Origin of the sequence: Fangia hongkongensis FSC776 = DSM 21703 (assembly GCF_000379445.1) — a bacterium.
Classification (GTDB): Bacteria; Pseudomonadota; Gammaproteobacteria; order Francisellales; family Francisellaceae; genus Fangia; species Fangia hongkongensis.
Window position 1 is genome coordinate 227,809 of record NZ_KB902240.1, and the last position, 25,008, is coordinate 252,816.

Here is a 25,008-nt window from a genome sequence, read left to right on the forward strand (position 1 = left end):
TAAAAAAGATGAGAAGAAAAGTAACAAATACGATGAGACAAAAAACTATTAGATAAACCTGAAACTTGCTTGTTTATCACATAAGAAATTATTTATTATTTAAAATGACATGGATTTCAAATAATTATATTTGATATATACTCCTTTGTAAGAAATAAAAAGGGCTTATTTTTATGAATAAAATAATTACAGCATTTTTTACGGAAAAAAAAGAGGCGTGGTTAAAGAAAAACCTCAAAGCTTCTATGACTGACAATGAAATGGCAGTGCTCAAATCAGAATGTGAGCATACTTTTTCATTAAATGTGTGGCTGCCTAGTGCAGCAAAAAGAGCGGGACAAATATCTATAGCAACACACCCATGTACTTTTAGTCACCCAAGTGCCAGAAAAAACAAAAATGGCTATGTCACTTCAATAATAGCAAATATAGAACAAGCAAATGATGGATTTTTGAAAACAGGTAATGTGTCTGTTATGAGTGATGCTTTGGGGAATGCTGCAGCATTAGATGTATATAAGTTTCTTTCGCTTGTTATGGAAGATGGGAGAAGCCTTCTGAGTCATATCCAACAAGACTCTAAACTTGCAAAGGAGTTGCTAAATCTCGATGCTGCAAATTATGAAGAACTGAAAAGTGGTTTCTTAACCATGATAGCAAGCTCGACAGAAAATATAACCAGTTCAAAAATAAAGCAAGTCTATTTCCCTGTTGGTGATGACTATCACCAACTATCTTTATTAACCAACTCAGGAATAGTATATGAGCTTAGAAATCGCCTTGATTCTTTGCGGTTTTCAGATAGTGTAAAAGAGCTGCGAGCTAAAAAGTATAATAATGAATATAGCGAACAAGGTTATAGCGAAATTTATAATTTAACAACAATAGGTTATGGTGGAACTAAACCGCAAAACATAAGTGTGTTAAATAATCAACATGGTGGTAAGGCACACTTGTTATTATCTGTGCCCCCAAGCATAGAAAAACGTAATACTTATTTCCCAAAGCGTGACTTTTTTATTGAATCCATGCAAAAAGCTCACTATATCGGGACATTCAAAGCATTACATAAAATTTTTCAATTAGATTATAACAATATCAAAATTCGAAATGCTCGAGACTATCATTTACAAGAGCTGATGAACATGATAGTTGAGAATATGTGGGCAGTGCGTTTAGTTTCAGTCGCTCAATATCACGAAGAAACCTCAACCTTGGAAAAATGGCAACTTATTTGGTTACATGAGAACTTTGAAAAAGAACGAGAGGACTCAGAACAGTGGTTAGAACAGCTAGTTAAAAACATTTCTCATTGGATTTCTCAAACCTACGAAAAAATAATGGAAAAACAAGCAATAAAACTAGGTGAGGCTGAATATAAGCACATATCAAATATTGTGGAACAAAATAAGGAGGCATTACGATGAGCGAAATAAAAAAGTTACTGTTGTTGCCACATATCAACATCCAAAATGCTAATGCACTCTCTAGTCCTTTAACAATTGGTTTTCCTGCTATAACTGCCTGGCTCGGTGCAGTGCATGCCTTACAACGTAAACTTAATGCTTTAGGTTATGAAGACTTGAAGTTCATTGCAACAGGTATAGTCAGCCATCGTTGTGATATACAAACATATAAAAATGAAGGTGATTATGTTCATTCTATTATTGGCACGGCTAATCCACTAGATAAATCAGGTGCTCGTAGTGCATTTATTGAGGAAGCACGCTGTCACTTAGATGTATCTCTTTTAATTGAATATAATGGAATTACAAAAGATGATGAAAACGAATTAATAGAAAAAATAAAACATATACTACATGCCAAGATGAAATTAGCAGGGGGCGATATTCTCTCTTTTAAGCCCCCTGCCTTTTTCAAAGTAGAAACAGGAAATGGTAAGGATATGCATACACTGAGGCGTAAACTTATGCCCGGCTATGCATTAATTGAGCGTCGTGATTTAATGGTCGCAGCAATGGAAAACGGTCAAGATGCCATTGACGGGTTGTTGGAGTATTTATGTATTCATCACACTTGTGAGTATGATGATAAGGATAAGGTTATCTGGTCAAGTGCGCGTAAAGCCAAAGGCTGGATTGTGCCTATTGCTATTGGTTTTCATGGCATTTCTGCGTTAGGCACAGCTAAAAATCAGCGAGATCCTGATACGCCACACAGGTTTGCTGAGAGTGTTGTGACATTAGGCGAATATAAAATGCCCCATCGAATAGAGTCAATAAATGAGATTATGTGGCACTACAAGACAACTGAACAAGACAACTTATATCTATGTACTCAGTCCAAAAGCCAACCAGAATTAGATGAATTGTTTGATTTGTTTAATTAAAGATAATTAATAAGAGGAAGCAAAAATATGGCAAAAAATAATAATACTGTATCTGTTCTAGCGTTTGAGAAAAAATTAGTCCCATCCGATGGCTATATGTATGGTACTAATTGGCATGATAGATCAAAACAAGTGCCATTGAAGTTAACGGAAAAATCTGTGCGTGGAACCATCTCGAATCGTTTAAAACCCGCAATTAAAAATGACCCAGTTAAACTCAATGCAGAGGTAGAAAAGGCAAACTTACAAACGGTCGATACCTGTGCGCTTTCTCCTGAACATGATACGTTGCAACTGCGTTTTACGTTAAAAATTCTTGGTGGGCTTCAGGAGCCATCAGCCTGTAATAATGTAGAGTTTAAGCAAAGCTATGCTAAAGCGGTGAGTGATTATATTGAAAGAGAGGCTTTTACTGAACTCGGTAAACGTTATGCACAAAACCTTGCCAATGCTCGTTTTTTGTGGAGAAACCGTGTTGGTGCTGAAAATATTGAGGTACAAATCCATATTTTAAATAACAATATTGATCAAAAATGGACGTTTGATGCAACCAAATTTAGTACACGTAACTTTGATTGTAATGATGACAATGTGATTGCTTTGGGTAAATACATAGCCAAGGCGTTGGCAAGTAAAGATGATTTTCTAATGCTTAAGATAAATTGTTTTGTGAAAGTTGGCAGCGGGCAAGAGGTATATCCTAGTGAAGAATTAGTGTTAGATAAAGGAAACAGTAAAACTAAGAAAAGCAAGATACTATACTCAGTCAATGGAATTGCAGGCATGCATTCACAAAAAATAGGTAATGCACTAAGAAGTATTGATACATGGTACGCCGAGTTTCATGACCCTGAGAAGACGGCAGGTGTGATTGCTATCGAGCCTTATGGCGCAGTAACTAATTTGGGCAAAGCCTACCGAACACCTAAAGAAAAACAAGACTTTTATACTTTTTTTGATCAATGGGCTAGAGGTACTAACCTTAAGCGCATTGAGGATGAGCACTATGTTATGGCTGTACTTGTTCGTGGCGGTGTTTTTGGTGAGAGCGATAAGTAAGGTAAGATATGAAATATTATATTGATATAACAATACTGCCAGATGCAGAGGCAAGTTTAGATTTTCTTTGGCGCAAAATATTTCAACAAATTCATTTAGCGCTGGTTGAAAATAAAAACAAGGATAACAGCTCATCCATTGCTATTAGCTTCCCACTCTACTGTAAGGCTACGTTTCCATTGGGAAATAAACTAAGGCTATTTGCACTATCAGAGAGCCCATTGAAAACAGCAAACATTGATTATTGGCTGAAGAGATTAAAAGACTACTGTCATATCACATCAGTTAAAGCTGTTCCTATTCAACATACATTTGCTTGCTTTAGTAGGAAACAGGTGAAATCCATAGAAAATAAAGCTAGACGACGAGCTAAAAAATTGAACGTTGACTATAAAGAAGCTCTTAAGTTTTTTAAGCATAAAGAATCAGAATTATCATGTACACTCCCTTTCATTCAAGCAGTCAGCCAGTCTACATCTACCCCGCAAAAGCACCAAAACACTTTTCCTTTATTTATTGAAAAAAAAGAAAGTGATGTAGTAATAAATGGATCATATGATTGCTATGGTCTAAGCAAAACTGCAACGGTCCCAATATTTTAACCTTTATTTTTGGAAGGTTGAATCAGCTCTTTAAAAATCAAGCATCTAGAGTTTAAGTAAAATTATTGGTGTTTTTATACAAATCGCCCTTAAACGCTGACTATTACTGTATTTATGGGTATAATTTTACTGTTCACTGCCGCACAGGCAGCTTAGAAACTTCATACGTAAAATAATCTCTAAGATCATCTGTTCACTGCCGCACAGGCAGCTTAGAAAGTCAATGATACCCTTGCAGTAGGTTGTCAACAGTTCACTGCCGCACAGGCAGCTTAGAAAGTCTGAAAAAGGGAAGTTAGCTACAATTACGTGTTCACTGCCGCACAGGCAGCTTAGAAACTTAACAATTAAATCCATCAACGAGGCGTTGAGTTCACTGCCGCACAGGCAGCTTAGAAAGCATCACTTAAGATACACTTTAAAAAGCCCCCGTTCACTGCCGCACAGGCAGCTTAGAAACACCGAGGGCTGACTTTATCTAATGGGAATTTGTTCACTGCCGCACAGGCAGCTTAGAAATTATTGTTAAAGGGCTCAGCCAGTATCTCTTAGTTCACTGCCGCACAGGCAGCTTAGAAATCATGATCTTCTTATTAACGTTGATTATATTGGTTCACTGCCGCACAGGCAGCTTAGAAAAATCTGAGTAAGGAGATAGACATGAGATTCAAGTTCACTGCCGCACAGGCAGCTTAGAAACAAAGGACGGGGGATTGTCAGACGTGGTGGAAGTTCACTGCCGCACAGGCAGCTTAGAAATAGTCAAGAAGAAGCTATTGCGTAATTGATTAGTTCACTGCCGCACAGGCAGCTTAGAAAATTGTATGTAAAGTTATCTTTAATTAAATCGTGTTCACTGCCGCACAGGCAGCTTAGAAAATATACTTCTTTAGCTGCGTCAAGATATGATCGTTCACTGCCGCACAGGCAGCTTAGAAAAGATTCTTGGTTATACGGAACTATACTTATATGTTCACTGCCGCACAGGCAGCTTAGAAAATTATATACATAGATACCACTGTGTCAACAAAGTTCACTGCCGCACAGGCAGCTTAGAAATACCAGTTGAAGTATCTCCGGTATGTCCTCCAGTTCACTGCCGCACAGGCAGCTTAGAAAAGCTTATTGCGCTTAGGCATAATGACGGTTTCGTTCACTGCCGCACAGGCAGCTTAGAAAATATCAGCAGCAATTAGCAGCTTAATAGCGTAGTTCACTGCCGCACAGGCAGCTTAGAAAACTCATTTTTATCTAGATCTGCTAAAGCTCTTGTTCACTGCCGCACAGGCAGCTTAGAAATCAATTAAAAAGTCAATATCCTGCTCACCATCGTTCACTGCCGCACAGGCAGCTTAGAAATCAAAGACATTAGTTGAAGCCCAGTTGCTACCGTTCACTGCCGCACAGGCAGCTTAGAAATCTATCTTTTCATGAGACTTCTTTGCGATTTTGTTCACTGCCGCACAGGCAGCTTAGAAATCATCATAGGATCGAGTAACCGTTTGATTGGCTGTTCACTGCCGCACAGGCAGCTTAGAAATTCACCCACATCTTCTTTTTCGCCCACCCAGTGTTCACTGCCGTATAGGCAGCTTAGAAATTTAAAAGACATCAAGGCTCCGCAAGGATTGCGTTCACTGCCGTATAGGCAGCTTAGAAACAACTGACATAGCCCTCTACCTCTGGCGCAAAGTTCACTGCCGTATAGGCAGCTTAGAAATCTTCTTTGTACTTTTCGCTGTGTTTTCTCTAGTTCACTGCCGTATAGGCAGCTTAGAAATCGCCATCATGATATTTGACGTTGAGTGATTCGTTCACTGCCGTATAGGCAGCTTAGAAAATGCCCTTTAAGCTTGTGGTCATATTAAGATAGTTCACTGCCGTATAGGCAGCTTAGAAATAAAGTAGGAAGGCCATCAGCAGCATTATAAAGTTCACTGCCGTATAGGCAGCTTAGAAATCGATAAAGAAATCAGGCGAGCTAAAAGTGCCGTTCACTGCCGTATAGGCAGCTTAGAAATGCAATTAATACAGGGGTATTGACTGGAAAGAGTTCACTGCCGCACAGACAGCTTAGAAAGGTTGTAGAAATCATATAATATTCATGAGTTTTTCACCACCGCATAGAGTGAAAACGACTAATGCATTGCGCTAAAGCAATGCGCGTTTGAGGGCCATTTGTTATGGATTTTCAAATTGAGTGCTTCCCCTTTAAGGCATGGATAACCGAAAAGGGAAAGGCTTAGAAATATCAGCTCTCTTTTTGAGTCACCAACATCCCCTTTTGCACCGCTTCTCTTTGCGCTACTTCATTTGCCCATCTGATAAGCGATGGATAGCTTTTCACATCTAAAAACCTCGCTGCTTCATAGACTTTATTCAGCACAACACCGCCATACCATGGGAAAATAGCAATATCGGCAATGGTGTATTGATCCCCACAAATATACTGATTGTTTTTAAAATGCTGATTTAACACATCCAGCTGCCTTTTTGCCTCCATGGTAAAGCGATCAATACAATACTCGATTGGCATCGGTGCATATTTATAAAAATGACCAAAACCTCCGCCTAAATAAGGCGCACTCCCCACCTGCCAAAATAGCCAAGATAAACACTTTGTTCTATTTGTTATATCCTCCGGCAGTAGCGTGCCAAATTTCTCAGCCAAATACAGCAAAATGGCGCCTGATTCAAAAATAGAGATATGTGGCGTGAGTGATTGATCAACCAATGCTGGAATTTTAGAATTTGGATTAATCTCAACAAAGCCACTTGAGAACTGATCCCCTTTTCCTATATCAATGAGATGTGCATCATACTTTGCGCCTTGATAACCTAATGCTAAAAGCTCCTCCAACATAATCCCAACCTTGACACCATTGGGTGTTGCTAGTGAATAAAGCTGAAGTGGGTTACCCCCAACTGGCAGCTTCTGTTGATATCTTGCACCAGCTGTTGGCTGATTAATTGAGCCCCATGTGCCGCCTAAATCTTCTTTTTGTTGCCAAACCTCTGGCACAACATAGTCTTTTTCAGTTGTCATATTTGCTTCCACCTTATAGTTTAACCAACATTTTGCCTATATTTTCACCCTTGAATAAGTTAATAAATGCTTCAGGGGCCTTATCAATTCCTTGATAAACATGTGTTTTATAATGAACTTTCCCCGTTTCAAGCCATTTATCCATCTGAGTATAAAACTCAGGCTTCACATCATCATAATCAGAAACGATAAAGCCTTTAAGTAACAATCTTTTACCAATAATTTGTGCTAAGTTAGTGGGTCCTGGCTCTGGGTGATCTAGATTATATTGTGAAATCATCCCACATACGACAATACGCCCATGAGCATTCATATGATTAATCGCAGCCTCAAGGTGTTTGCCCCCAACATTTTCAAAATAAACATCAATACCATTTGCTGCCACCTTCTTTAATATACTATTCAAATCAGGGTGCTTTTTGTAATTAAATGCTTCATCAACACCAAGCACTTCTTTTAACCACTTGACCTTTTCATCACTGCCAACACTGGCAATCACCTTGCAGCCTTTTAGTTTTGCAATTTGACAGACAAGCGAGCCCACAGCGCCTGAAGCCGCAGAGACAAAAACACACTCACCTTCTTTTGGTTTACCAATTTTCAAAAGACCGGTATAAGCGGTCATCCCCGGCATCCCCATCACGCCAAGATAGTCCTCCTCATGCGCCCTTGCTGGCAGTTTAATTAACTCTCGCTCATTAGCAATAAACGCCTCTCGCCAGCCTTTCATGCTAAGCACCATATCCCCTTTTTGATAGCGTTGACTTTTTGACTCTTGAACAATACCAACAGCTGAACCCTCCAGTGCTTGTTTAAGCTGAAAAGGTGGAATATAGGATTTTCGATCAATCATTCTGCCGCGCATATACGGATCAACCGACATCCAGTTATTTTTCACTAAAACTTCACTTTCCTGAAGCGCAGACAGCGTTTTATCAACAATCGCAAAATCGCTTAATTTGACCTCGCCTTGAATATAATGCTTAAGTGTTACTTCTTTTGTCATATTTTCACCTTTGAGAATATTTCCATCGCGTAAACTAAAGATATGTCAAAGTGACAGGCAAAACAAATGGTTTATACCACTCACGAATCATTTTACGGTGTTTAATGTTGAAGAAGTTTTTGATAGTTTTGAGTCATTGGGTTGCAGGTAATAGCTTGGACTATTAGCAATATCTGATGACTTAAAAGAACAAGAAATTCAATGGCAGAAATAGGGTAAAGTGGTTTGCGGGTGGTATACCCCCCTAATGGGATCTTAAGGGATATCAGTTAACTCTCTTTGGAGCAGCAATCCTTTTCAAGATAGTCTATTACCGAACGAATAACGTTAAAATCAGCGCTACAAAAAAGCGTTTGTTTTTCTCTAGATTGATGAATCAAACCCACTTTAACCATCCGACTAATATGATGAGATAAAGTTGATGCTGGGATATTTAACTCAGCCTGAATCTCGCCGACAGACACACCTGTTTTGCCATATTCAATGGCACAGCGTAGTATTTGTAATCTTGCAGGATGCCCAAGCTCAGCAAAGATAGCTGCCGCTTTATTTGTCGTTAGCATTTATTGATCTATTGTCATTGACATTACTCTCTAGTCTAGCTGAATTCTTTATTTGATAGCTAGCATATCTTTTAGGTTTTCACTCTATTTTCTCTAGGATTAATTTGCTCTGCCTCTTTGCAAGATAAGCAAAAACACCCCTCCGATGCACACCAAAACACCTTCTAAATAATAATGGTGAATGGATATATAAGACTCGACAAATACAATCACTCCAAAGGCGAAATATTGAATGAGCGAGAATAAACCGGATGCTGCATTAAAGGCTGTTTTCACATGTGTGAACACTTTGGTGCTGGCAATTGCAAATGCCATGGCAGAGGCAAGATTTAACAATACCCCTGGAATAATATAGATCACTGCACTATCCCATAGTTTCACCCCTAAAAATATCGCCAAAACCCCAGCTATTAAGAAAATAATCACACTTAATTTCATAATGGCTTCTTTACTCATAAAACGCTCAAGAAAGCTGACAATAATGGGACATAAAAGCCCCGGAAGCGCCAAGGGAAACAAGTATAAAGCAAGGTATTTAGAGCCGATAGTAAAGATGCTTGCCAACCAAAATGGCAGCGCAATAATATACGTCCATGCCAAGCCGTTTAAAATGGCGACAAATAGTGCATAACGCAAAAAACCTTTGGTTCTCATATGCATAAAAATCATCATTGCATTTTTAAGAAAACCCACCTTTTCAATCGCGACTGGCTCAGTGTTGCTCTTTAGTCTATACATTGCAATAAAGACAATAAAAAGCCAAAGGAGCACAAGTGAATAACCAAACTCCCAGCCTAAATAAAACCCTATCCATCCTGAAAAAAGTGGAATCATAAATGAGCAAAAATAAACGCCCATAAATGTAATGCCTATTGCTTTTTGCTTTTGCTCCAATTGATCAAAATAAATAAAGGGAAAGCTCCTTGAGCAGACGGATAAGGAGAAAATAATACTTGTTGCAATGATATAGGTAATGGTAAATATCGTTACACTTGTTGTAATCAACATCAATATTGTGATCACAAAACTGAGCACACTTGCAATGATAGCAAAGCGCTTGAGGCTTATATAATCAATTAATGGCCCCCATAATAAAGGGGATAACGATGAGATGATTAAAGAGAGAGACAGTATCTGTTGAATACGCTGATGAGAGACAGCAAAAAACTGACTCATCTCATCAACAAAAGGCAACCCTGCTTTTGTAATCACCCAATAGGCAATCATTAAAATCATTGGATAAAAAACTAATGATTTATTTGACTGCATGCTTTCACCTGTTTTTGTTTTTTCCATGTACGCCACTCCATTTACATACAGCTTAACGCAAACTATTTATATTAACGACTAAACAAGGGTTTTGTTATTTCAACCTCAAGAACTTATCGATTCTCTCATAAAGCATCGCTGTCTCTTGTGGCACAATTTTCGCAAAGTTAATAAAGGCATGAATCATATTATCAAAATGATAGTGATGCGTTTGCACCCCCGCTTTTAATAGCTTTTGCGCATATAAGAGCCCCTCATCTCTAAGTGGATCATACCCCGCAGTAAACACAAAGGTTCTTGGAATATTGCTCAAATTTTCCTCATAAAGTGGTGAGATATTTGCTGCACGTAAATCAGTCTTCTCAGGCAGATATTGTGTTTGATTCCATAGCACTTGTTTTGCTTCTAATAAATAGCCTTGGGCAAACTCTTCCATAGACGCTGTCTCATGCGATAAATCAGTAGTTGGGTAAATCAGCACCTGATCACTTACCACAAAATCTCCTGTTTTTGCCGCTTTATTGACACAAAGCGCGGTATAGTTTCCACCAGCACTATCTCCGATCATGGCAAATTTTTCATTTGTCGCTTTGATATCAGCTGCATGTTCAAAAGCCCATTTTGCCACCGTGTACACATCATTAAATCCAGCTGGATATTGATGCTCTGGTGCTAATCGATAATCTACTGCAACCACCACACAGTTTGTTGCCTTGGCCAAAGAGCGACATGGTGCATCAAAGCCATCTAAAGTGCCAGATACAAATCCGCCTCCATGTGTGTATACAATAATTGGCAGCCTCTTAGCTGGATTTGGATGATAAAGCCTGACTGGAATATCATGATCTGCCCCTTTGATGCTGAAATCTCTAACCGAAGCAATCTCTTCGACTTTTCCGGCATACAACATCAAAGATGCCGCGCTCTTACGAATAGAATCAAGCTTATAGTCAGTTCCTGTTCGGTATTTATTAACAAAACTTAAGAGGTTTTGCAGCTTTTCAGGAATGGCTTTTGTTCCATGATAAAGCGTCAGTTTCTCAGCTTTAAACGCTTTTGAATAAGTGCGCTTGGCATTAGATCGTGCCAAGACATCAAACCAGCTTGATTGGCGCGGTGTTAGCTTATCACTTAGACTACTGATACTCCCTGCAATTCCAAGATCATTACAATCTTCTTTTTCATATTGTGTAAGATTTTCAAGCACCCACAAAATAAGATTTTTTGCTTTATCATAATTTTCAATGCGTGTTTGTAAAATACAATCGTTATTGGTAATTTCATCAGACCATGGGACATAGTCCACAATAAAGTTACATGGCAAATAGTGCATCCCTGCCTCTCTTGCCAAAGCGAACTCTGGAAAAGCGGTCATTCCCATCACGCCAGCGCCCATTGTTTGATAACATCTAGCATCAATCATAGTTGGAAACTGCGGTCCATCGATACATGTATAGGCTTGCCCAAAGTGCATTTTAAAGTCAAATTGATCTTTGTGCTTTTTAACGGTATCGGCAATTTCTTCACTTATTGGATGTGTCAGTGAGACATAAGCCAAAAGCCCATCATCACAAAAGGTAGATTGCCTCACACCCTTTGTTCGATCAATATATTGATAAGGGATTACCATATCCCCTGGCGCCAATGTTTTAAGTAAGCTTCGCACTGATGATAAGGCCAAAATAGCCGTTGCACCATGTTTTTTAAGCGCATAGATATTTGCACGATAATTAATCTTATCAGGCAACAAGCTCTCGTTTTGCCCTGTACGGCACAAAAAAAGTGCCTCTTTGTCCGCTATTTTAATGCGATAAAAGCCATTTGAACACAAACCAAATGGTGTTTCTCTTGGTAATCTCTCAATGATTTCAAACTCGTCGAAATCTTCAAATCCACTACTACCTGTAATTGCCCACATCGTTATACCTTTATTAGATATTTGTTATCATTGTAATCTAAATTCAGATTAATTGTACCTGCCAGCTCCCTTTTAGCACAACAGTTTCACCCAAATATAGCTGCCAAGAAAATACATCAAAAGCCCTAATCACACCGACACCTTCAGGTGTGCCTGTCATGAGGATATCATTCTCTTCAATACTGAAATAATCTGTTATATCATCTATAAGCGATAAAGGCTTATGAATCATATATGGGGTGCTGCCATGTTGCACTAATTGATCATTAATCCACAATTTAAAGCTTAATTTATCAATATTCTCGACATTGAACTCGATAAACTCAGAAAAGACAGCAGAGCCATCAAATGCTTTGGCTTTCTCCCATGGCAAGCCTTTTTCTTTCAAGGAAGATTGAAGGTTTCTATCGGTAATATCAAGGCCAATTCCAACGCCTTTAATGCTTATTGTATTTGACTGATCTTTCTTATTTGAAAGCAAAAAGCAAAGCTCAGTCTCATAGTGATAATATTGATCTTTTTTAACCCTAAGCTCACTTGAAATGCTGGAGTTGGGTTTGATAAAAATAACAGCTGAATCAGGCACTTCATTGCCAAGCTCTTCTATATGCTTTAAATAATTACGCCCAACACAAAGCACTTTTGAAGGCGTTAAATGTGCTGTCTTTAAAATAACTGAATTCATTATGCGTACATCAATGTGTGTTTTTCTCAGTCTAACAAGACCAAAGGGAAGTTCAATAGAAATAAGTACACTGTGTATCTTCTGCTTCTTTTTAGCTTCAGAAAGCGTTATAGTACATTCCAAGCGATAAGATCCGCTCTATCGACTTATATTTAATACAAAAAACAAATTTAACTTACATAAGGAACTTGATCCATGCGACAGGTATCTAGCATCACCACCAATAACCCCTGTTATGGTATTATTGGCCAAGGGCGTTTAGCGCGCCATTTAATCCATTACTTTTCATTAGTGGACATCCCCTTTATATCCACATCATCACGCGATGATAAAGGCATTAAAACTGTTGCCACAAAATGCGATATTATCCTTTTGGCAATAGCTGACAAGGCACTTTTAGATCTCTATCACACTCATAGCATCTTACAAATAAAGCCTTGCGTTCACTTTTCAGGGGCGCTTTATCTTGAGAATATTATCGGTTGTCATCCACTTATGACTTTCTCTTATGAGCTTTATCCACTTCAAACCTATCAAAGTATTTTATTCACACTGGATAGTGATAGTCATTTTAGTACCCTTTTTCCAAAGCTGAATAACCCACATATTCTCATTAATGCCAAGGATAAGCCTTACTATCATGCACTTTGCGTCATGGCAAATAATTTCACTACCTTGCTGTGGCAGCATTTTTTTGATCAGATGCAAAGCAAATTTGGCGCAGCACAAAAGGCGCTTTCCCCTTTTTTAATGCAAACACTTCAGAATATTAACCAAGATTATAAACATGCACTAACCGGTCCGCTTGCAAGAGGTGATCAAGACACCATAGAGAAAAATCTAAGCGCACTTAATAATGATGCATTTAAGCCTGTGTATGAGAGTTTTATCAATGCTTATACCCAACAACAAGCCAGCGACAAGCTGCAACACACCCATAGAAGAGACCATATAACTGAAAAGGAAGTAATATTATGAGCGCACAAGGAAAGACAAAACACCCCTCAAAGCTATCTGCTGGAATGCTGCAAAACTTAAAAAAAGAACATCGCAAAATCTCAATGCTGACTTGCTATGACTATAGCTTTGCCAATATTGCCAATCAAAGTGATATTGATATTCTCCTTGTCGGTGATAGTGGGATTATGACGCTTTTTGGTTACCCCGATACAACCTATGGCACTATTGAGCTTATGGAGATGATGACAAAAGCAGTGGTTACCGGTGCGCCTGATAAATTCATTATTGCTGATATGCCCTTTCTATCGCACAGAAAAGGCATTCATCATGCTTTAGATTCTGCTGAAAGACTCATTAAATGTGGTGCACAAGCAGTTAAAATAGAGGGACTATCAGGTCATAAAGATGTTATTGCCTATCTCATTGAATCTGGCATTCCTGTCATGGGACATTTAGGGCTCACACCGCAATCTGTCCATGCTACAGGTTACAAAGTCCAAGGAAGAAATACAGATGATTTTCAAGCAATTATTGCCGATGCGATGATGCTACAGGAACTGGGTGTTTTTGCAATGGTACTTGAGTGTGTGCCAACTGAGTTGACTGAGAAAATAACCCAAATGCTTGATATCCCTGTCATAGGCATTGGCGCTGGCAATGCAAGTGATGGACAAGTGCTTGTGCTTCAAGATATGCTTGGGATGACACAAAATATTAAACCTAAATTTGTGCGACATTATCTAAATGGTTTTCACACGATTCAAACAGCGCTCAATCACTATCATCAAGATGTCAAAAACGCCAGCTATCCCGATGCAACAGAAAGCTATCATCTTAGAAATAATCAAGTTCAAGGGAATACTGCCACAAAAATCAAGCAATTAATGGAGCAACTATCATGAAAATTTGTCAAGAAATTGATGACTGGAAGGCAATAAAAGAGACCCTTCCTAAAGATAAAACCCTAGGGGTCGTGATGACCATGGGCGCCCTTCATAGTGGGCATGCGAGCTTGATCAAACAAAGCCAAAAAGACAATGATTACACTTTGGTCAGTATTTTTATCAATCCCACACAATTTAATGACAAAAAAGACTTCGATCACTACCCAAATACTTGGGAAAGTGACATTCAATTATTAAAATCACTCAATGTTGATTTTGTGCTCTCACCTCATAAAGAAGCGCTTTATCATGATAACTATCATTATCAAATCAATGAAAAACACTTCAGTCATATCCTGTGCGGGCGTGCACGTCCTGGGCACTTTGATGGTGTATTAACCATTGTGATGAAACTGCTTCTTATCTCTGGAGCAACGCGTGCCTATTTTGGTGAGAAAGACTATCAGCAATACCAGTTGATTAAAAAAATGGCTGAAGCATTTTTTGTGCCAACCAAGATCATATCATGCCCCACTGTCCGTGAGAAGACTGGCCTTGCCTTAAGCTCTAGAAACTTGCGCCTAAATAATCAAGCAAAAGAAAAAGCCATCCGCTTTGCTCATATTATACAAACGCATCATTGCCTTACTGATGCCATTACCCAACTTGAAAAAGAGAATATTCAAATTGATTATTTAGAGGAACATAATCAAAGGCGTTATGCTGCTGTATTTATTGATGGCATTCGCCTAATCGATAATTTCCCCATTTCAGAGATTCACATGACACAAGATAAGGAGCCTTCATGAAGCGCACATTACTTAAATCGAAAATTCACATGGCACATGTAACCGAAGCCAATCTTACCTATTATGGCTCAATTAGTATTGATAAAAAACTATGTGATGCAGCGAACCTTGTCCCTTTTGAACGCGTTGAAATTTACAACTGCAATAATGGTGCACGCTTTGCAACTTATGTCATTCTTGGTGACGATGGCGAGATTTGTCTCAATGGTGCCGCTGCAAGGCATGTTCAAAAAAATGATGTTGTCATTATTGCCTCTTATGCAGAGTTTGAAGAAGAGGAGCTACAAACACACAATCCTGATTTAGTGTTTGTTAATCAAAGTAACTATATTCAAGAGATTCGAAAATATATTGATTCATCGATTAACAAGGCAGATGCCTTAGCTGAACCAACAGTTTAAACCAACTGCTCAAAGTATTTTTTTATCCAGTTTTTAGATTTATCTGGCACTTCTTCTAAGCTTAATACATGCTCTAAAAGCTCAGCTTTTAACTTAGACTCATTACCATACATCTCCATAAGCGCTGTCTGAAACTCATTTAATATTAGCTCATCGGCTTTTTCACCAATCTGCCTGAGAATATTGCGATTTCTATTTTGCCAATAAGCACCCATTGCTTGATCTAGCCATTCAACCATTTCAGGGGTTAGGCTCTTGCTGTCACTTTTTTGAGTAGCGCCAGATTTAAAGCCTTTTTCCCAAATACTATGCTTTAAACCCGCATATTTTTTGCCATAGAGATTATAAATAGCATGATGTGTTTTCTCAGCAATTTTAATGCCAATTTCACTTTTAGGGTCATCATCGATGTGCTCAGCAATTTGCTGACAAATCGCATACCATCTTTTTTCAAAAGCCGCTTTTGTTGCAGGTCGCTTTTGACTCAAGTCATACTCAAGTTCAGCATATGATTTAAGCTCATCAGTATTGAGAACTTCTCCAGCCCATGTATTTTCTAATTTTGTTACCATTTGATACACCTCTATTAACGCTAATGTTGCTTGCCAGTCGATAGAGTTATCCTCTTTCAAGCCATTTACTGTCTTTCTTAACACTTTAATAAGGTTGTTAAGCGCATTTGTCTTTTGTTCAAGAAAATCTAACTGTAATGGTAAAGATTGTGCCAAATTGGAGCGATTGGTTATCAAAAGCTTAATTTGGGATAACTTGAAGCCAAAAGACTTAAGCGCGATAATCTCTTGAAGTTTGGATAAATCCATCTCAGAGTACTTACGATAGCCATTTTGATGACGTATTGACGGACATAATAAATGAATTTTATCATAATAATGAAGGGTTCTTACTGTCACCCCTGTTAACTGACTGAATTCTTTTACATACCAGTGCATCATCAGCGCCTTGTTTTCCTCTTAATTTGGCAGTTTATGGTATGACGTAGCGTTAGAGTCAAGCAGCATGACTAAAAACTATCAAAAACTTCTTCAACATTAAACACCACAAAATGATTCGCGGGTGGTATAGAAGTTAAATAATCGTTTGTGATTGATTTACAGCTCAAGCGCTGTTTTTAGTGCAATTTCAATCATCTGTGTAAAGGAGTTTTGACGCTCTTCACTGGTAGTCACTTCATGTGTGACCAAATGATCTGAAACCGTTAATAAACAAAGCGCATTCTTGCCAGCGGCTTTTGCATTAGCAAAAAGCGCCGCAGATTCCATTTCAACCACTTTGCACCCATGCTCTTTTGATATCATTTTATAGTCATCAAAATTTTTGCGATAAAACACATCTGTACAGTGAACTTTAACGCTGTGTAACGGAATCTCAAGTGTACTTGCCGCAGCTTTTGCCTTATCAACCAAAACTTCTGATGGGCGTGCTAAGCGTGTTTTCTCTCCTGTGACAATCTCAATAAAATCAGATTCCGAATAAGACTCTGTCGCCAAAATAACATCATAGACATTAATCTCTTTGACATAAGCACCACAAGAGCCAATACGGATAATGCTCTTTACATCATAGTTTACAAAAAGCTCGTGCGAGTAAATCCCCATGCTTGGCATCCCCATGCCTGAGCCCATAATGGTCAGTTTTTTCCCTTTATATTCACCTGTGAAGCCCAGCATATTACGCACGTGGTTGACTTGTTGTATATTAGATAAATATTTCTCGGCAATTAACTTTGCACGAAGCGGGTCACCCGGCATGATAACCGTCTCAGCAATAAGTGATTTCTCTTTCGCTTCAATATGTGGTGTTGGAATCATATGTTGTTCTACTCTCTATTACTCCTATTAACAGAAGAGAAATAGTAACATATCCGCTGGCTACACACTATAGCCAGCATTTGAGAAAATTAATCTTCAATCACCCTATCTGTATCACCATGCTCTTTACACATTGCAACATAACGCTTTGAGGTGATAAGGATGTAAAATACGATAGAGATAACAATAACAAACCAAATTTTAGGCACAAAATACAACAGCCATAAATAAAGAATAAATGGCAGAATAAACAATAGAAGCTTTTGTAAACCTACTTTGTGTTGGACACAGGCATAAATCACAAGAAGCACGGTTAAAGTTGCATTCACCAGCATTAAATCATGAAGCGGAATTGTCATCATAATCAAACTTAAAATCACAAAGACGATCAAGCCAAAAATACGTGTTTTAGGTGAGATTGCCCCCATACTAATTGGTGCAGCCATATAACCGATGACATGATAACCTGTTACAACAACCATCAGCGCAGCCCAGCTATCTGCATTGAAAAGCACAATGGCTGCAAGCACCCAGTTAACAAGCATTGAACGCTTTGAGAAATTGTAAATTGGATCTAATTTTGCAATCCAACGCGGCATTTGCCCTTCTGCTGCCATTGCATAAAGCATGCGAGATGAAGCACCAAGATACGTATATCCTGTTGCTGATGGACTAATCACACTATCAGCAATCAGCAAAATGGCCACAAAGTTAAGTCCTAATAGCATCGCTAAGTTTAAAAGTGGAGAGGAAAAATTAAGCCCCTGCCAACCCCCTGATTTCACTAAAACATCGTGCGGCACTGCTGACATAAATGCATATTGAAGCGCCATGTATAAAATCATAATCACAATCACCGATAGAATAATCGATAAAGGGACATTACGCTTTGGATTTTTAATTTCACTTGCAAACGATGCACTGACCTGAAAGCCATTAAATGAATAGACAAGACCTGCACCAATAATGGCCCAAATAGCACTTGTTGGCCCAAAGGCATCGTTGGTTTCAAGATGAAAATTATTTGTGATCCCTGTATGATCCAAGCCTGCTATCAAAAAGATAATCACGGTAAAGATAGGCACAAAAATCTTAAGTACCGTCACAACGTTATTCACTCTTGCTAACAGCTTGACGCCATAATAGTTAATCACAAGATAGATAAATAGAATAAAAAGCGCTAATAGCTTTCCTGTATAGGTTAAAGCACCATGTTCCATTAATACAGCAGAGCCTGAAGCCGCTGATAAATACTGTGTTGTCGCCTGCGCCTCAGTTGCAATCACCACCATAATCCCAAACCAGTTTGCAAAAGCAAAAGGCATTCCAAATATACCGTTATGCGATAGCGAACTTGAACGCGTTGTCGCACCTCTAACAGGATATACTGCAACCACTTTTGATAAACACATCCCCACTAAAAGCACTAAGATAGCAGCTAAAACCCAAGCTAGAAAGGCCCAGTTTCCTGCAATTTTCGCTGATAATTGTGCACTAAAGAGCCAACCTGAGCCCACCATACAAGTGGCACTTAGCATTGTGGCACTTAATAGTGACACATTCGATTTTTTTGGTGTATATTCAGCACCCATTTTTTTCCCCTATTAGTTCCCGTTTGTAACTATCTTACTGATAGATACAACATTCTCGATTTACCCCTAGATGCTCGAGTGTATCTAAGTTAAATAATTTTGTAAATTGAGATTACATAGATTATTGTGAAAAAATCACACCAAATGTAGAAAACAAAAATTAAAGCGCTTGCGCTGCAGCCCAGCCAGAAGCCCACGCCCACTGGAAATTATACCCTCCAAGCCAGCCTGTTACATCCAACACTTCACCAATAAAGTACAAGCCTTTAACCTTGTTACTTTCAAATGTTTTGGAGGAGATTTCATCTGTACTCACGCCACCTAAAGTCACTTCAGCTGTACGATACCCCTCGGTTGAACAAGGCATAATTTGCCATTTTTGAAATAAATCTGAAATATTTTGGATATCAATCGCTTTTAACGCAGCAATTTTGCTACTAAGCAGCTTCTCATCAACAAAATGAGAGACTAAGCGCTTTGGAAACACGCTCTCCAAAATAGTTTTCAATTGCTGTTTAGAGCCCTCTTTTTGCTGCTTTAGGATATATTCCACTAGGGCAATATCTGGCCGTAAGGTGACAGTGATATGATCCTTTGGCTGCCAAAAGGAAGAAATTTGCAAAATAGCAGGTCCACTTAGCCCTCTATGAGTAAAAAGAATATTCTCCTCAAAACTCATTTGATTACAGCTGACATTGGCAAACACTGAAACACCTGCAAGTTCACTGTAAAGGCGCTTATCTTTCTCGGATAATACAAATGGCACAAGCGCCGCTCTTGTCGGAAGTACCTTCAAGCCAAATTCCCTAGCAATATCATAGCCAAAACCGCTCGCACCCATCGTCGGAATCGACAAACCGCCTGTCGCAATGACAAGCTTATCGGCTAAATACTGACAATCATTTGTCGTAACAGAGAAGTTCTCTGTTTGAGCATTTTTATTGATCTTAGTGACTTTTGTATTCAGTTTAATGGTGATGTTATACGCTTTGCATTCATCAAGCAAGATATCCACAATCTCTTTTGATTTCCCATTACAAAAAAGCTGCCCCAAGGTCTTTTCATGATATTGAAGCTGATAGCGCTCAACGAGTGAAATAAAATCCCACTGCGTGTAACGCGTCAATGCAGATTTACAAAAGTGCGCATTTTGTGAGAGAAATTTCTCTGGAGCAACATAGTAATTGGTAAAATTACAACGCCCACCGCCTGACATCAGGATTTTTTTGCCCACCTTATTGGCATGGTCAATCACAAGCACATTTTTCCCTCGTTTTGCTGCTTCTATTGCGCACATCAAACCCGAGGCTCCTGCACCGATAATGATAACTTGTTGTTTCATACTAATAACTTTTCATCACAAAGTTGTGAATTTCATTTGCTTAATATCGTGCAAAACTATCATAATTAGCACAAGTTCCTAAGCATTTTTATTGTATTCATAGAAAATAAAAGAAAAAAGATTATGTTAAACTACTTATCTATCAGCAACTTCACCATAATCAAACAAACTGAAGTACATTTTAAAAAAGGCATGAGCACCATTACGGGTGAAACCGGTGCTGGAAAATCGATATTAATTGATGCTTTAATGATTGTGTTAGGCGCTCGCATAGACAAAACACTTATCCCAAAAGAGCTGCCCTCTGAAATCTCAGCAATTTTTGAAATCGCTAAAATCCCTAAAGCCAAAGCCTTTCTCAAAGAGCATGCCTTAGGTAGTGATCAGGAGTGTATCTTACGACGAGTGATCTACAAAGATGGTAAAACACGAGCTTTTATCAATGGCACACCCGTGACACTTACACAGTTAAAAGCTATCTCTCAGCATATTATCAGTATTTATGGACAAAATGCGCATCACTCTTTGAAAGAAAACTCCACACAACTGGAACGCTTAGATAGCTATGCTGGCATTACACTTGAGGTTCAAGCGCTTGCGACACTTTATCACAAAATCACACAGCTACAGAAAAAAATTGATCATGAAAAAAGCCACATTGAAAAAGAGGCTTTAGAGAAAGAATTACTTAGCTATCAACATGAGGAGCTAAATGAGCTTAGCCTAAAAGACGATGAGTTGGAAACGTTAGATCATGAGCATAGCGCATTGGCAAATGCTGAAAATAAAACACAAACACTCTCTCAGATTATTGAACATTTGTATGAGAGCGATCAGAGTATTATCAACCAGATTTCTCAATTAACACAGCTTCTTAGTTCACACAATACACATGATGAGTTTAAAACATTAAAAGAGCTGTTTGAGCAAAGCATTTTATATCTAAATGAGACACATGATGAGGCCAAGCAACAGCTTGAATCGCTTGAAATTAACCCACAAAAGTTAGGAGAGATTGAATCTAGACTTGAGCAAATTTATGCTCTAGCACGCAAGCATAAGATTGAACCTTCAAGACTATCAGAGCATTTGGCTCATATTGAAAAAAGATTAGCTCAAATGCATGATAGTCATTTGAAGTTACATACGCTTATTAAAGAGCAACAGGTAATTGCTGAGACATACCAAAAAGAAGCGCAAAGCATTTCAACAAAGCGCCATGCAGCAAGCAAAGGATTTGCCAAAGAAGTCCTTAAAATATTAAGAGAGCTTAATATTAAAACGGGCAGTTTCAATGTTCAGCTTAAAACCTCAGCGCAAAAAGGCGTCACTGGAATAGATCACTGTGAATTTCTAATCAACTTCAATAATAATACTGAGGCTGGCAGTCTCGATAAAATCGCATCAGGTGGCGAGTTAAGTCGAATTGGTCTTGCTATTCATGTGGTAGCCTCCAAACGAATTGCACCACCAACACTTATTTTTGATGAGGTGGATGTTGGGATCAGTGGTGCTACAGCTGAAATTGTCGGCAGTCTTTTAAAGGAAGTTTCCCAAAATGCACAAATTATCTGCATCACCCACCAAGCACAAGTCTCCATTCAAGGAGATCAGCAATATCATATTAGAAAAAAACATCTTAAAAATGAAACCTACTCTGAAATTATTGAGCTGAATCCACAAGAGCGCATAGAAGAAACCGCGCGCATTATTGGAGGCATTGATTTAACTGAAAAAACCCTTCAACATGCAAAAGAGATGTATGAGCGCTTTCACTCACACTAATGATTAATATTTACACTTAATAAGCACATTATTGGATGATTGAGTGGTCGTTGCGCGGCAATTTAATCCAGCAAATGAAAAGGCAGGCTTTTTAGTTTTTCTATCAACCACTTTCAGCTTTCCTTTATCCCACATTACCGACAATAGCGCTGCCTTTGACTGATTGGGCGATAAAGCCTGCATTGGTTTTTTAACGATAAGACCAAGTGTACCAAGGTGGGCTCTCTTTGAGGTACTGTTTATTAAATTCTTAGCAATGGTTAAATGTACCAAAGGATAGTTTTGCGGCTTTGGACTTGCACACAACAATTGTAAATAAGAGATATCTGCATTGTTGATTATATAGTTAGTCAATTTCTGTGATATATAACTAAACTGACTCTCTGCCTCTACGCCACCATGATTTTTGTATTTAACATACATTTTGCTTTCAGAAGAAGCACAATAAGCCGGCATAAGCACTGTGATGCTTGCTTTGGTCTCTTGAACTACGGAGGTGGAGCTGTTTTGAGTAGCATAGGCATAACTTGCTCCCCCAACAAGAGCGCCCAAAGCTACACAAAGTTTTAATCGTTTAATTAACTTCATCACATATCTATCTTTATATTTTCACTCAGTTATAGCGCTTTAAAAAAGTGCTACTACTCTATATTTACTCTATAACAAGTTTAACAAGCCAAAACATCATTACTAATAAAGCTTGGCAAAATTTCAATAAACCACTTTCAACTTTACCATTAACTGAATAAACGGCTTATAATGCTACAAGTTTAAGTATAGCTTATTTTGCTTTCCCTATAATAATCACACTTGCAGGCATAATGGAAGTATAAAGTTGTAAACTTGTATTTATTATAACCAAACAACCCACTTCGGTTTTGTAATATTACTGTAACAATTCACTGTTACGCTATTAATAGGTGCAGAGCTTAATAAGGGAAATGATGAGTAAATTACATATGCAAAAGGTCATGGATTACCGTCCTTTGCAGCGTGATATTGTGGATGGCTCACAACGGCGAGACTATAAAAAAATCTTTGAATCTGTCATTGCCGCAGTGAATAAAGCGACCTCACTTTATCATAACAAATGGAAAGAGAATCAGGAAAACGCACTGAAAATCAATCTGATTTTACTCAAGTTTAACGTTAGAATGAGCTCACATAACAGACTTATTTGCTCTGATCCAAAGCTAGTTATGGGGCTTTTGGGGACTGGGTTTAAAGAGCACATGTTCTCTGGAATGAAGCATCTAAGTCAAAAGCACTTTACCCATAGTGAATATCTCTATGATCTGGATAATGATTTGAAGTTTATGGAAACTGAGCGAAATAGTGGTGCGAATCTTGGTAGAACCTCTTGCTATCATTTTATTCGTTTTTTAGTAGACCCGATGATTAATCTATTTAACCTATCAGACTATGGTCATAGAAAGTGCAGCGCTCAAGTCTCTGACGCTAATATTCGGCGGTTTTTCCAATCATGGGTGAATTTTTCACACATGCCACACCATCACCGCTCAGATAATCCTTTTATTTCTGATCATGGTGGCTGGATGTCAAAATCTGAACATCACAGTAGAAACAAATGGCAGCACTTTATTACACAAATTGCTAAATGGGAGACTTCCCTTAGCGAAAAAATTTCAACTGGCTGGGAAGAAGGCACTGAAATTGAAATGTATAATGGAACAGGAAAAAAGAAACTTAAGGCCATCCCTCAGCAGGTAGCACCAGAGGAAATGCTTTTACCTACCTATGACAGAAACCTAAATAATATTCTTCTCAAGTTCAAAGAATTACTTGTTCAAGCAGCGCCACAAACCAGACAAACCATTGATACAGATCCACTTTTATATAACTTTTTTACCGCACTTGAAAGCGAAGTCAATAAAGAAAATCTAAGAGCCAAGTTAGACACATCCGCTAATGGCAGCTTTAAGCAAAATGTTGATAGTGATTATTATCTCTATCAATACGCCACTTATTTTTTAAGCATCTTCCAACAGAGTATTGATCAATATCACCATCATACTGATAATCAAAAAGATGCTTGGAATTATAAATTTGCACGCACTGGTGAAGAGCTAGAATTTAAGGCAGAGTATTTATTAGATCCTTTTACCACAGAAGGCAGAATCAATTTTTGGGGTGAAGCAACCCTTGCAAATTCACTTCACTACCGTGATGGATGGCATGGGAAAACAGGACGAATCCGTGTGATTTATTATGCACTTTTTATTACACAGGTGGAAATCATTATTAAAACCACACGCATCTTGCGCGACAAGCTTGACGCCTCTTTCAAGAAAAAATTATATCAACATGCGATCTATCAAATTATAGATTGTCTCAAATATAGCTTTAAACATTTAAAAAATACCAGCATGTTTGGTGGATCAAAGGGCGAGTTTTCATTTTATACACTCCTTGAGAATAACACTAAGGCCTTTGCGCATGAACTAAATACAACCATTGTAAATGATGCTGTTATCGCATCAACTAAAAACAAAGAACTGACTTATTTGCGCGATATATTTAACTATTGGAATCAAAGCCTTGGTACGATCGCAACGCTCAAGCTCGCATAAAGGCAGATACTAATTACTGTAAATTATTTTTCTTGCCTTTTTTATATATTCATCGCTATAGGCATAGTTACAACAAAACTCATAAAAACTGTCTGATTTTGTCAATATATAGTCCTTTTATGATAAAAAATTGGATTTTTTTGGTCTACATTTGCATTTACAAACAACTTATACCTATCATATACCACTCGCGAATCATTTTGCGGTGTTTAATGTTGAAGAAGTTTTTGATAGTTTTGAGTCATTAGGTTGCAGGTAATAGCTCGGACTATTAGCAATATCTGATGACTCAAAAGAACAAGAAATTCAATGGCAGA

Annotated in this window: 21 protein-coding genes and 1 CRISPR repeat array; of the genes, 10 read left to right on the top strand and 11 right to left on the bottom strand. The window is 38.3% G+C overall.

The genetic code is table 11. The annotated features are described in order from the left end of the window. Positions 1–173 precede the first annotated feature (173 nt). From csy1 to cas6f, 4 genes are read left to right on the top strand one after another with little or no spacing between them, the layout of a single operon-like run. Positions 174–1,427 carry a type I-F CRISPR-associated protein Csy1 gene (gene csy1, locus A37Q_RS0102515; protein WP_018298695.1) on the top strand — a complete coding sequence of 418 codons (1,254 nt, stop codon included), beginning with the start codon at positions 174–176 and terminating at the stop codon, positions 1,425–1,427. Beyond that, positions 1,424–2,350, top strand: a complete 927-nt coding sequence (gene csy2 / locus A37Q_RS0102520) for a type I-F CRISPR-associated protein Csy2 (protein ID WP_018298696.1) — start codon at positions 1,424–1,426, stop codon at positions 2,348–2,350. Before csy1 ends, csy2 begins: the two co-directional genes overlap by 4 nt. A gap of 27 nt (positions 2,351–2,377) precedes the next feature. Further along, a complete protein-coding gene (csy3, locus tag A37Q_RS0102525; RefSeq protein WP_018298697.1) occupies positions 2,378–3,409 on the top strand; it encodes a type I-F CRISPR-associated protein Csy3 in 1,032 nt (343 codons plus the stop codon). Positions 3,410–3,417: 8 nt separating this feature from the next. Continuing rightward, on the top strand, positions 3,418–4,011 hold the full coding sequence (gene cas6f, locus A37Q_RS0102530; RefSeq protein WP_018298698.1) for a type I-F CRISPR-associated endoribonuclease Cas6/Csy4: 594 nt from the start codon (positions 3,418–3,420) through the stop codon (positions 4,009–4,011). A gap of 131 nt (positions 4,012–4,142) precedes the next feature. Next, positions 4,143–6,091: a CRISPR direct-repeat array (repeat unit 28 nt; unit sequence GTTCACTGCCGCACAGGCAGCTTAGAAA). Positions 6,092–6,262: 171 nt separating this feature from the next. Here cas6f and yghU read toward each other — a convergent pair. From yghU to A37Q_RS0102560, 6 genes are all read right to left on the bottom strand, one after another. After that, positions 6,263–7,057 carry a glutathione-dependent disulfide-bond oxidoreductase gene (gene yghU, locus A37Q_RS14450; RefSeq protein ID WP_018298699.1) on the bottom strand — a complete coding sequence of 265 codons (795 nt, stop codon included), beginning with the start codon at positions 7,055–7,057 and terminating at the stop codon, positions 6,263–6,265. A 13-nt stretch (positions 7,058–7,070) separates the two neighbouring features. Continuing rightward, entirely contained in the window at positions 7,071–8,063 is a 993-nt protein-coding gene (locus tag A37Q_RS0102540) for an NADP-dependent oxidoreductase (RefSeq protein WP_018298700.1), read from the bottom strand. A 269-nt stretch (positions 8,064–8,332) separates the two neighbouring features. Continuing rightward, positions 8,333–8,626, bottom strand: a complete 294-nt coding sequence (locus A37Q_RS0102545; RefSeq protein WP_018298701.1) for an ArsR/SmtB family transcription factor — start codon at positions 8,624–8,626, stop codon at positions 8,333–8,335. Between the two features lie 99 nt (positions 8,627–8,725). Further along, positions 8,726–9,922, bottom strand: a complete 1,197-nt coding sequence (locus tag A37Q_RS16070; RefSeq protein ID WP_018298702.1) for an MFS transporter — start codon at positions 9,920–9,922, stop codon at positions 8,726–8,728. A 67-nt stretch (positions 9,923–9,989) separates the two neighbouring features. Further along, positions 9,990–11,813 carry an alpha/beta hydrolase fold domain-containing protein gene (locus A37Q_RS0102555; protein ID WP_018298703.1) on the bottom strand — a complete coding sequence of 608 codons (1,824 nt, stop codon included), beginning with the start codon at positions 11,811–11,813 and terminating at the stop codon, positions 9,990–9,992. A 43-nt stretch (positions 11,814–11,856) separates the two neighbouring features. Beyond that, positions 11,857–12,498: a fumarylacetoacetate hydrolase family protein gene (locus tag A37Q_RS0102560; protein WP_018298704.1), complete on the bottom strand. Its 642-nt coding sequence runs from the start codon at positions 12,496–12,498 to the stop codon at positions 11,857–11,859. A gap of 195 nt (positions 12,499–12,693) precedes the next feature. Between A37Q_RS0102560 and A37Q_RS15745 the strand changes: the two genes are divergently transcribed. Genes A37Q_RS15745 through panD form a run of 4 tightly spaced genes read left to right on the top strand, consistent with a single transcriptional unit; the run spans position 12,694 to position 15,552 of the window. Beyond that, positions 12,694–13,476 carry a Rossmann-like and DUF2520 domain-containing protein gene (locus tag A37Q_RS15745; RefSeq protein WP_018298705.1) on the top strand — a complete coding sequence of 261 codons (783 nt, stop codon included), beginning with the start codon at positions 12,694–12,696 and terminating at the stop codon, positions 13,474–13,476. Next, positions 13,473–14,360 (top strand): 3-methyl-2-oxobutanoate hydroxymethyltransferase, encoded by an 888-nt coding sequence (gene panB, locus A37Q_RS14460; protein ID WP_018298706.1) that lies wholly within the window; start codon positions 13,473–13,475, stop codon positions 14,358–14,360. The genes A37Q_RS15745 and panB overlap by 4 nt, the downstream gene beginning before the upstream one ends. Next, on the top strand, positions 14,357–15,151 hold the full coding sequence (gene panC, locus A37Q_RS14465) for a pantoate--beta-alanine ligase (protein ID WP_018298707.1): 795 nt from the start codon (positions 14,357–14,359) through the stop codon (positions 15,149–15,151). The genes panB and panC overlap by 4 nt, the downstream gene beginning before the upstream one ends. Then, complete coding sequence (panD, locus tag A37Q_RS0102580) at positions 15,148–15,552, top strand: aspartate 1-decarboxylase (RefSeq protein WP_018298708.1); 405 nt, start codon at positions 15,148–15,150, stop codon at positions 15,550–15,552. Before panC ends, panD begins: the two co-directional genes overlap by 4 nt. On the opposite strand, the gene A37Q_RS0102585 is transcribed toward panD, so the two are convergent. The 4 genes from A37Q_RS0102585 to A37Q_RS0102600 all read right to left on the bottom strand — a co-directional run bounded on the left by A37Q_RS0102585 (position 15,549) and on the right by A37Q_RS0102600 (position 20,315). Beyond that, positions 15,549–16,502: a MerR family transcriptional regulator gene (locus tag A37Q_RS0102585; protein ID WP_018298709.1), complete on the bottom strand. Its 954-nt coding sequence runs from the start codon at positions 16,500–16,502 to the stop codon at positions 15,549–15,551. The two genes, panD and A37Q_RS0102585, sit on opposite strands and share 4 nt — an antisense overlap. A gap of 159 nt (positions 16,503–16,661) precedes the next feature. Then, on the bottom strand, positions 16,662–17,381 hold the full coding sequence (gene deoD, locus A37Q_RS0102590) for a purine-nucleoside phosphorylase (RefSeq protein ID WP_018298710.1): 720 nt from the start codon (positions 17,379–17,381) through the stop codon (positions 16,662–16,664). An 89-nt stretch (positions 17,382–17,470) separates the two neighbouring features. Continuing rightward, the gene (locus A37Q_RS0102595; RefSeq protein WP_018298711.1) at positions 17,471–18,973 is read right to left on the bottom strand and encodes an APC family permease; all 1,503 of its coding nucleotides are present in this window, start codon (positions 18,971–18,973) and stop codon (positions 17,471–17,473) included. Between the two features lie 160 nt (positions 18,974–19,133). Then, the gene (locus tag A37Q_RS0102600) at positions 19,134–20,315 is read right to left on the bottom strand and encodes a BaiN/RdsA family NAD(P)/FAD-dependent oxidoreductase (RefSeq protein ID WP_018298712.1); all 1,182 of its coding nucleotides are present in this window, start codon (positions 20,313–20,315) and stop codon (positions 19,134–19,136) included. A 123-nt stretch (positions 20,316–20,438) separates the two neighbouring features. Between A37Q_RS0102600 and recN the strand changes: the two genes are divergently transcribed. After that, complete coding sequence (gene recN, locus A37Q_RS0102605) at positions 20,439–22,100, top strand: DNA repair protein RecN (protein WP_018298713.1); 1,662 nt, start codon at positions 20,439–20,441, stop codon at positions 22,098–22,100. Positions 22,101–22,103: 3 nt separating this feature from the next. Here the strand turns inward: recN and A37Q_RS0102610 are convergent, their stop codons facing one another. Further along, positions 22,104–22,688 carry a hypothetical protein gene (locus A37Q_RS0102610; protein WP_018298714.1) on the bottom strand — a complete coding sequence of 195 codons (585 nt, stop codon included), beginning with the start codon at positions 22,686–22,688 and terminating at the stop codon, positions 22,104–22,106. A gap of 356 nt (positions 22,689–23,044) precedes the next feature. On the opposite strand from A37Q_RS0102610, the gene A37Q_RS0102615 reads away from it, so the two are divergent. Further along, complete coding sequence (locus tag A37Q_RS0102615; RefSeq protein WP_018298715.1) at positions 23,045–24,691, top strand: hypothetical protein; 1,647 nt, start codon at positions 23,045–23,047, stop codon at positions 24,689–24,691. The last annotated feature ends 317 nt before the right edge of the window (positions 24,692–25,008 follow it).

Excerpts from the sequence above, each read along its gene's own strand:
- csy1 (WP_018298695.1), top strand. The coding sequence starts at position 174 with ATGAATAAAATAATTACAGCATTTTTTACGGAAAAAAAAGAGGCGTGG.
- csy2 (WP_018298696.1), top strand. The coding sequence starts at position 1,424 with ATGAGCGAAATAAAAAAGTTACTGTTGTTGCCACATATCAACATCCAA.
- csy3 (WP_018298697.1), top strand. The coding sequence starts at position 2,378 with ATGGCAAAAAATAATAATACTGTATCTGTTCTAGCGTTTGAGAAAAAA.
- cas6f (WP_018298698.1), top strand. The coding sequence starts at position 3,418 with ATGAAATATTATATTGATATAACAATACTGCCAGATGCAGAGGCAAGT.
- yghU (WP_018298699.1), bottom strand. The coding sequence starts at position 7,057 with ATGACAACTGAAAAAGACTATGTTGTGCCAGAGGTTTGGCAACAAAAA.
- A37Q_RS0102540 (WP_018298700.1), bottom strand. The coding sequence starts at position 8,063 with ATGACAAAAGAAGTAACACTTAAGCATTATATTCAAGGCGAGGTCAAA.
- A37Q_RS0102545 (WP_018298701.1), bottom strand. The coding sequence starts at position 8,626 with ATGCTAACGACAAATAAAGCGGCAGCTATCTTTGCTGAGCTTGGGCAT.
- A37Q_RS16070 (WP_018298702.1), bottom strand. The coding sequence starts at position 9,922 with ATGGAAAAAACAAAAACAGGTGAAAGCATGCAGTCAAATAAATCATTA.
- A37Q_RS0102555 (WP_018298703.1), bottom strand. The coding sequence starts at position 11,813 with ATGTGGGCAATTACAGGTAGTAGTGGATTTGAAGATTTCGACGAGTTT.
- A37Q_RS0102560 (WP_018298704.1), bottom strand. The coding sequence starts at position 12,498 with ATGAATTCAGTTATTTTAAAGACAGCACATTTAACGCCTTCAAAAGTG.
- A37Q_RS15745 (WP_018298705.1), top strand. The coding sequence starts at position 12,694 with ATGCGACAGGTATCTAGCATCACCACCAATAACCCCTGTTATGGTATT.
- panB (WP_018298706.1), top strand. The coding sequence starts at position 13,473 with ATGAGCGCACAAGGAAAGACAAAACACCCCTCAAAGCTATCTGCTGGA.
- panC (WP_018298707.1), top strand. The coding sequence starts at position 14,357 with ATGAAAATTTGTCAAGAAATTGATGACTGGAAGGCAATAAAAGAGACC.
- panD (WP_018298708.1), top strand. The coding sequence starts at position 15,148 with ATGAAGCGCACATTACTTAAATCGAAAATTCACATGGCACATGTAACC.
- A37Q_RS0102585 (WP_018298709.1), bottom strand. The coding sequence starts at position 16,502 with ATGCACTGGTATGTAAAAGAATTCAGTCAGTTAACAGGGGTGACAGTA.
- deoD (WP_018298710.1), bottom strand. The coding sequence starts at position 17,381 with ATGATTCCAACACCACATATTGAAGCGAAAGAGAAATCACTTATTGCT.
- A37Q_RS0102595 (WP_018298711.1), bottom strand. The coding sequence starts at position 18,973 with ATGGGTGCTGAATATACACCAAAAAAATCGAATGTGTCACTATTAAGT.
- A37Q_RS0102600 (WP_018298712.1), bottom strand. The coding sequence starts at position 20,315 with ATGAAACAACAAGTTATCATTATCGGTGCAGGAGCCTCGGGTTTGATG.
- recN (WP_018298713.1), top strand. The coding sequence starts at position 20,439 with ATGTTAAACTACTTATCTATCAGCAACTTCACCATAATCAAACAAACT.
- A37Q_RS0102610 (WP_018298714.1), bottom strand. The coding sequence starts at position 22,688 with ATGAAGTTAATTAAACGATTAAAACTTTGTGTAGCTTTGGGCGCTCTT.
- A37Q_RS0102615 (WP_018298715.1), top strand. The coding sequence starts at position 23,045 with ATGAGTAAATTACATATGCAAAAGGTCATGGATTACCGTCCTTTGCAG.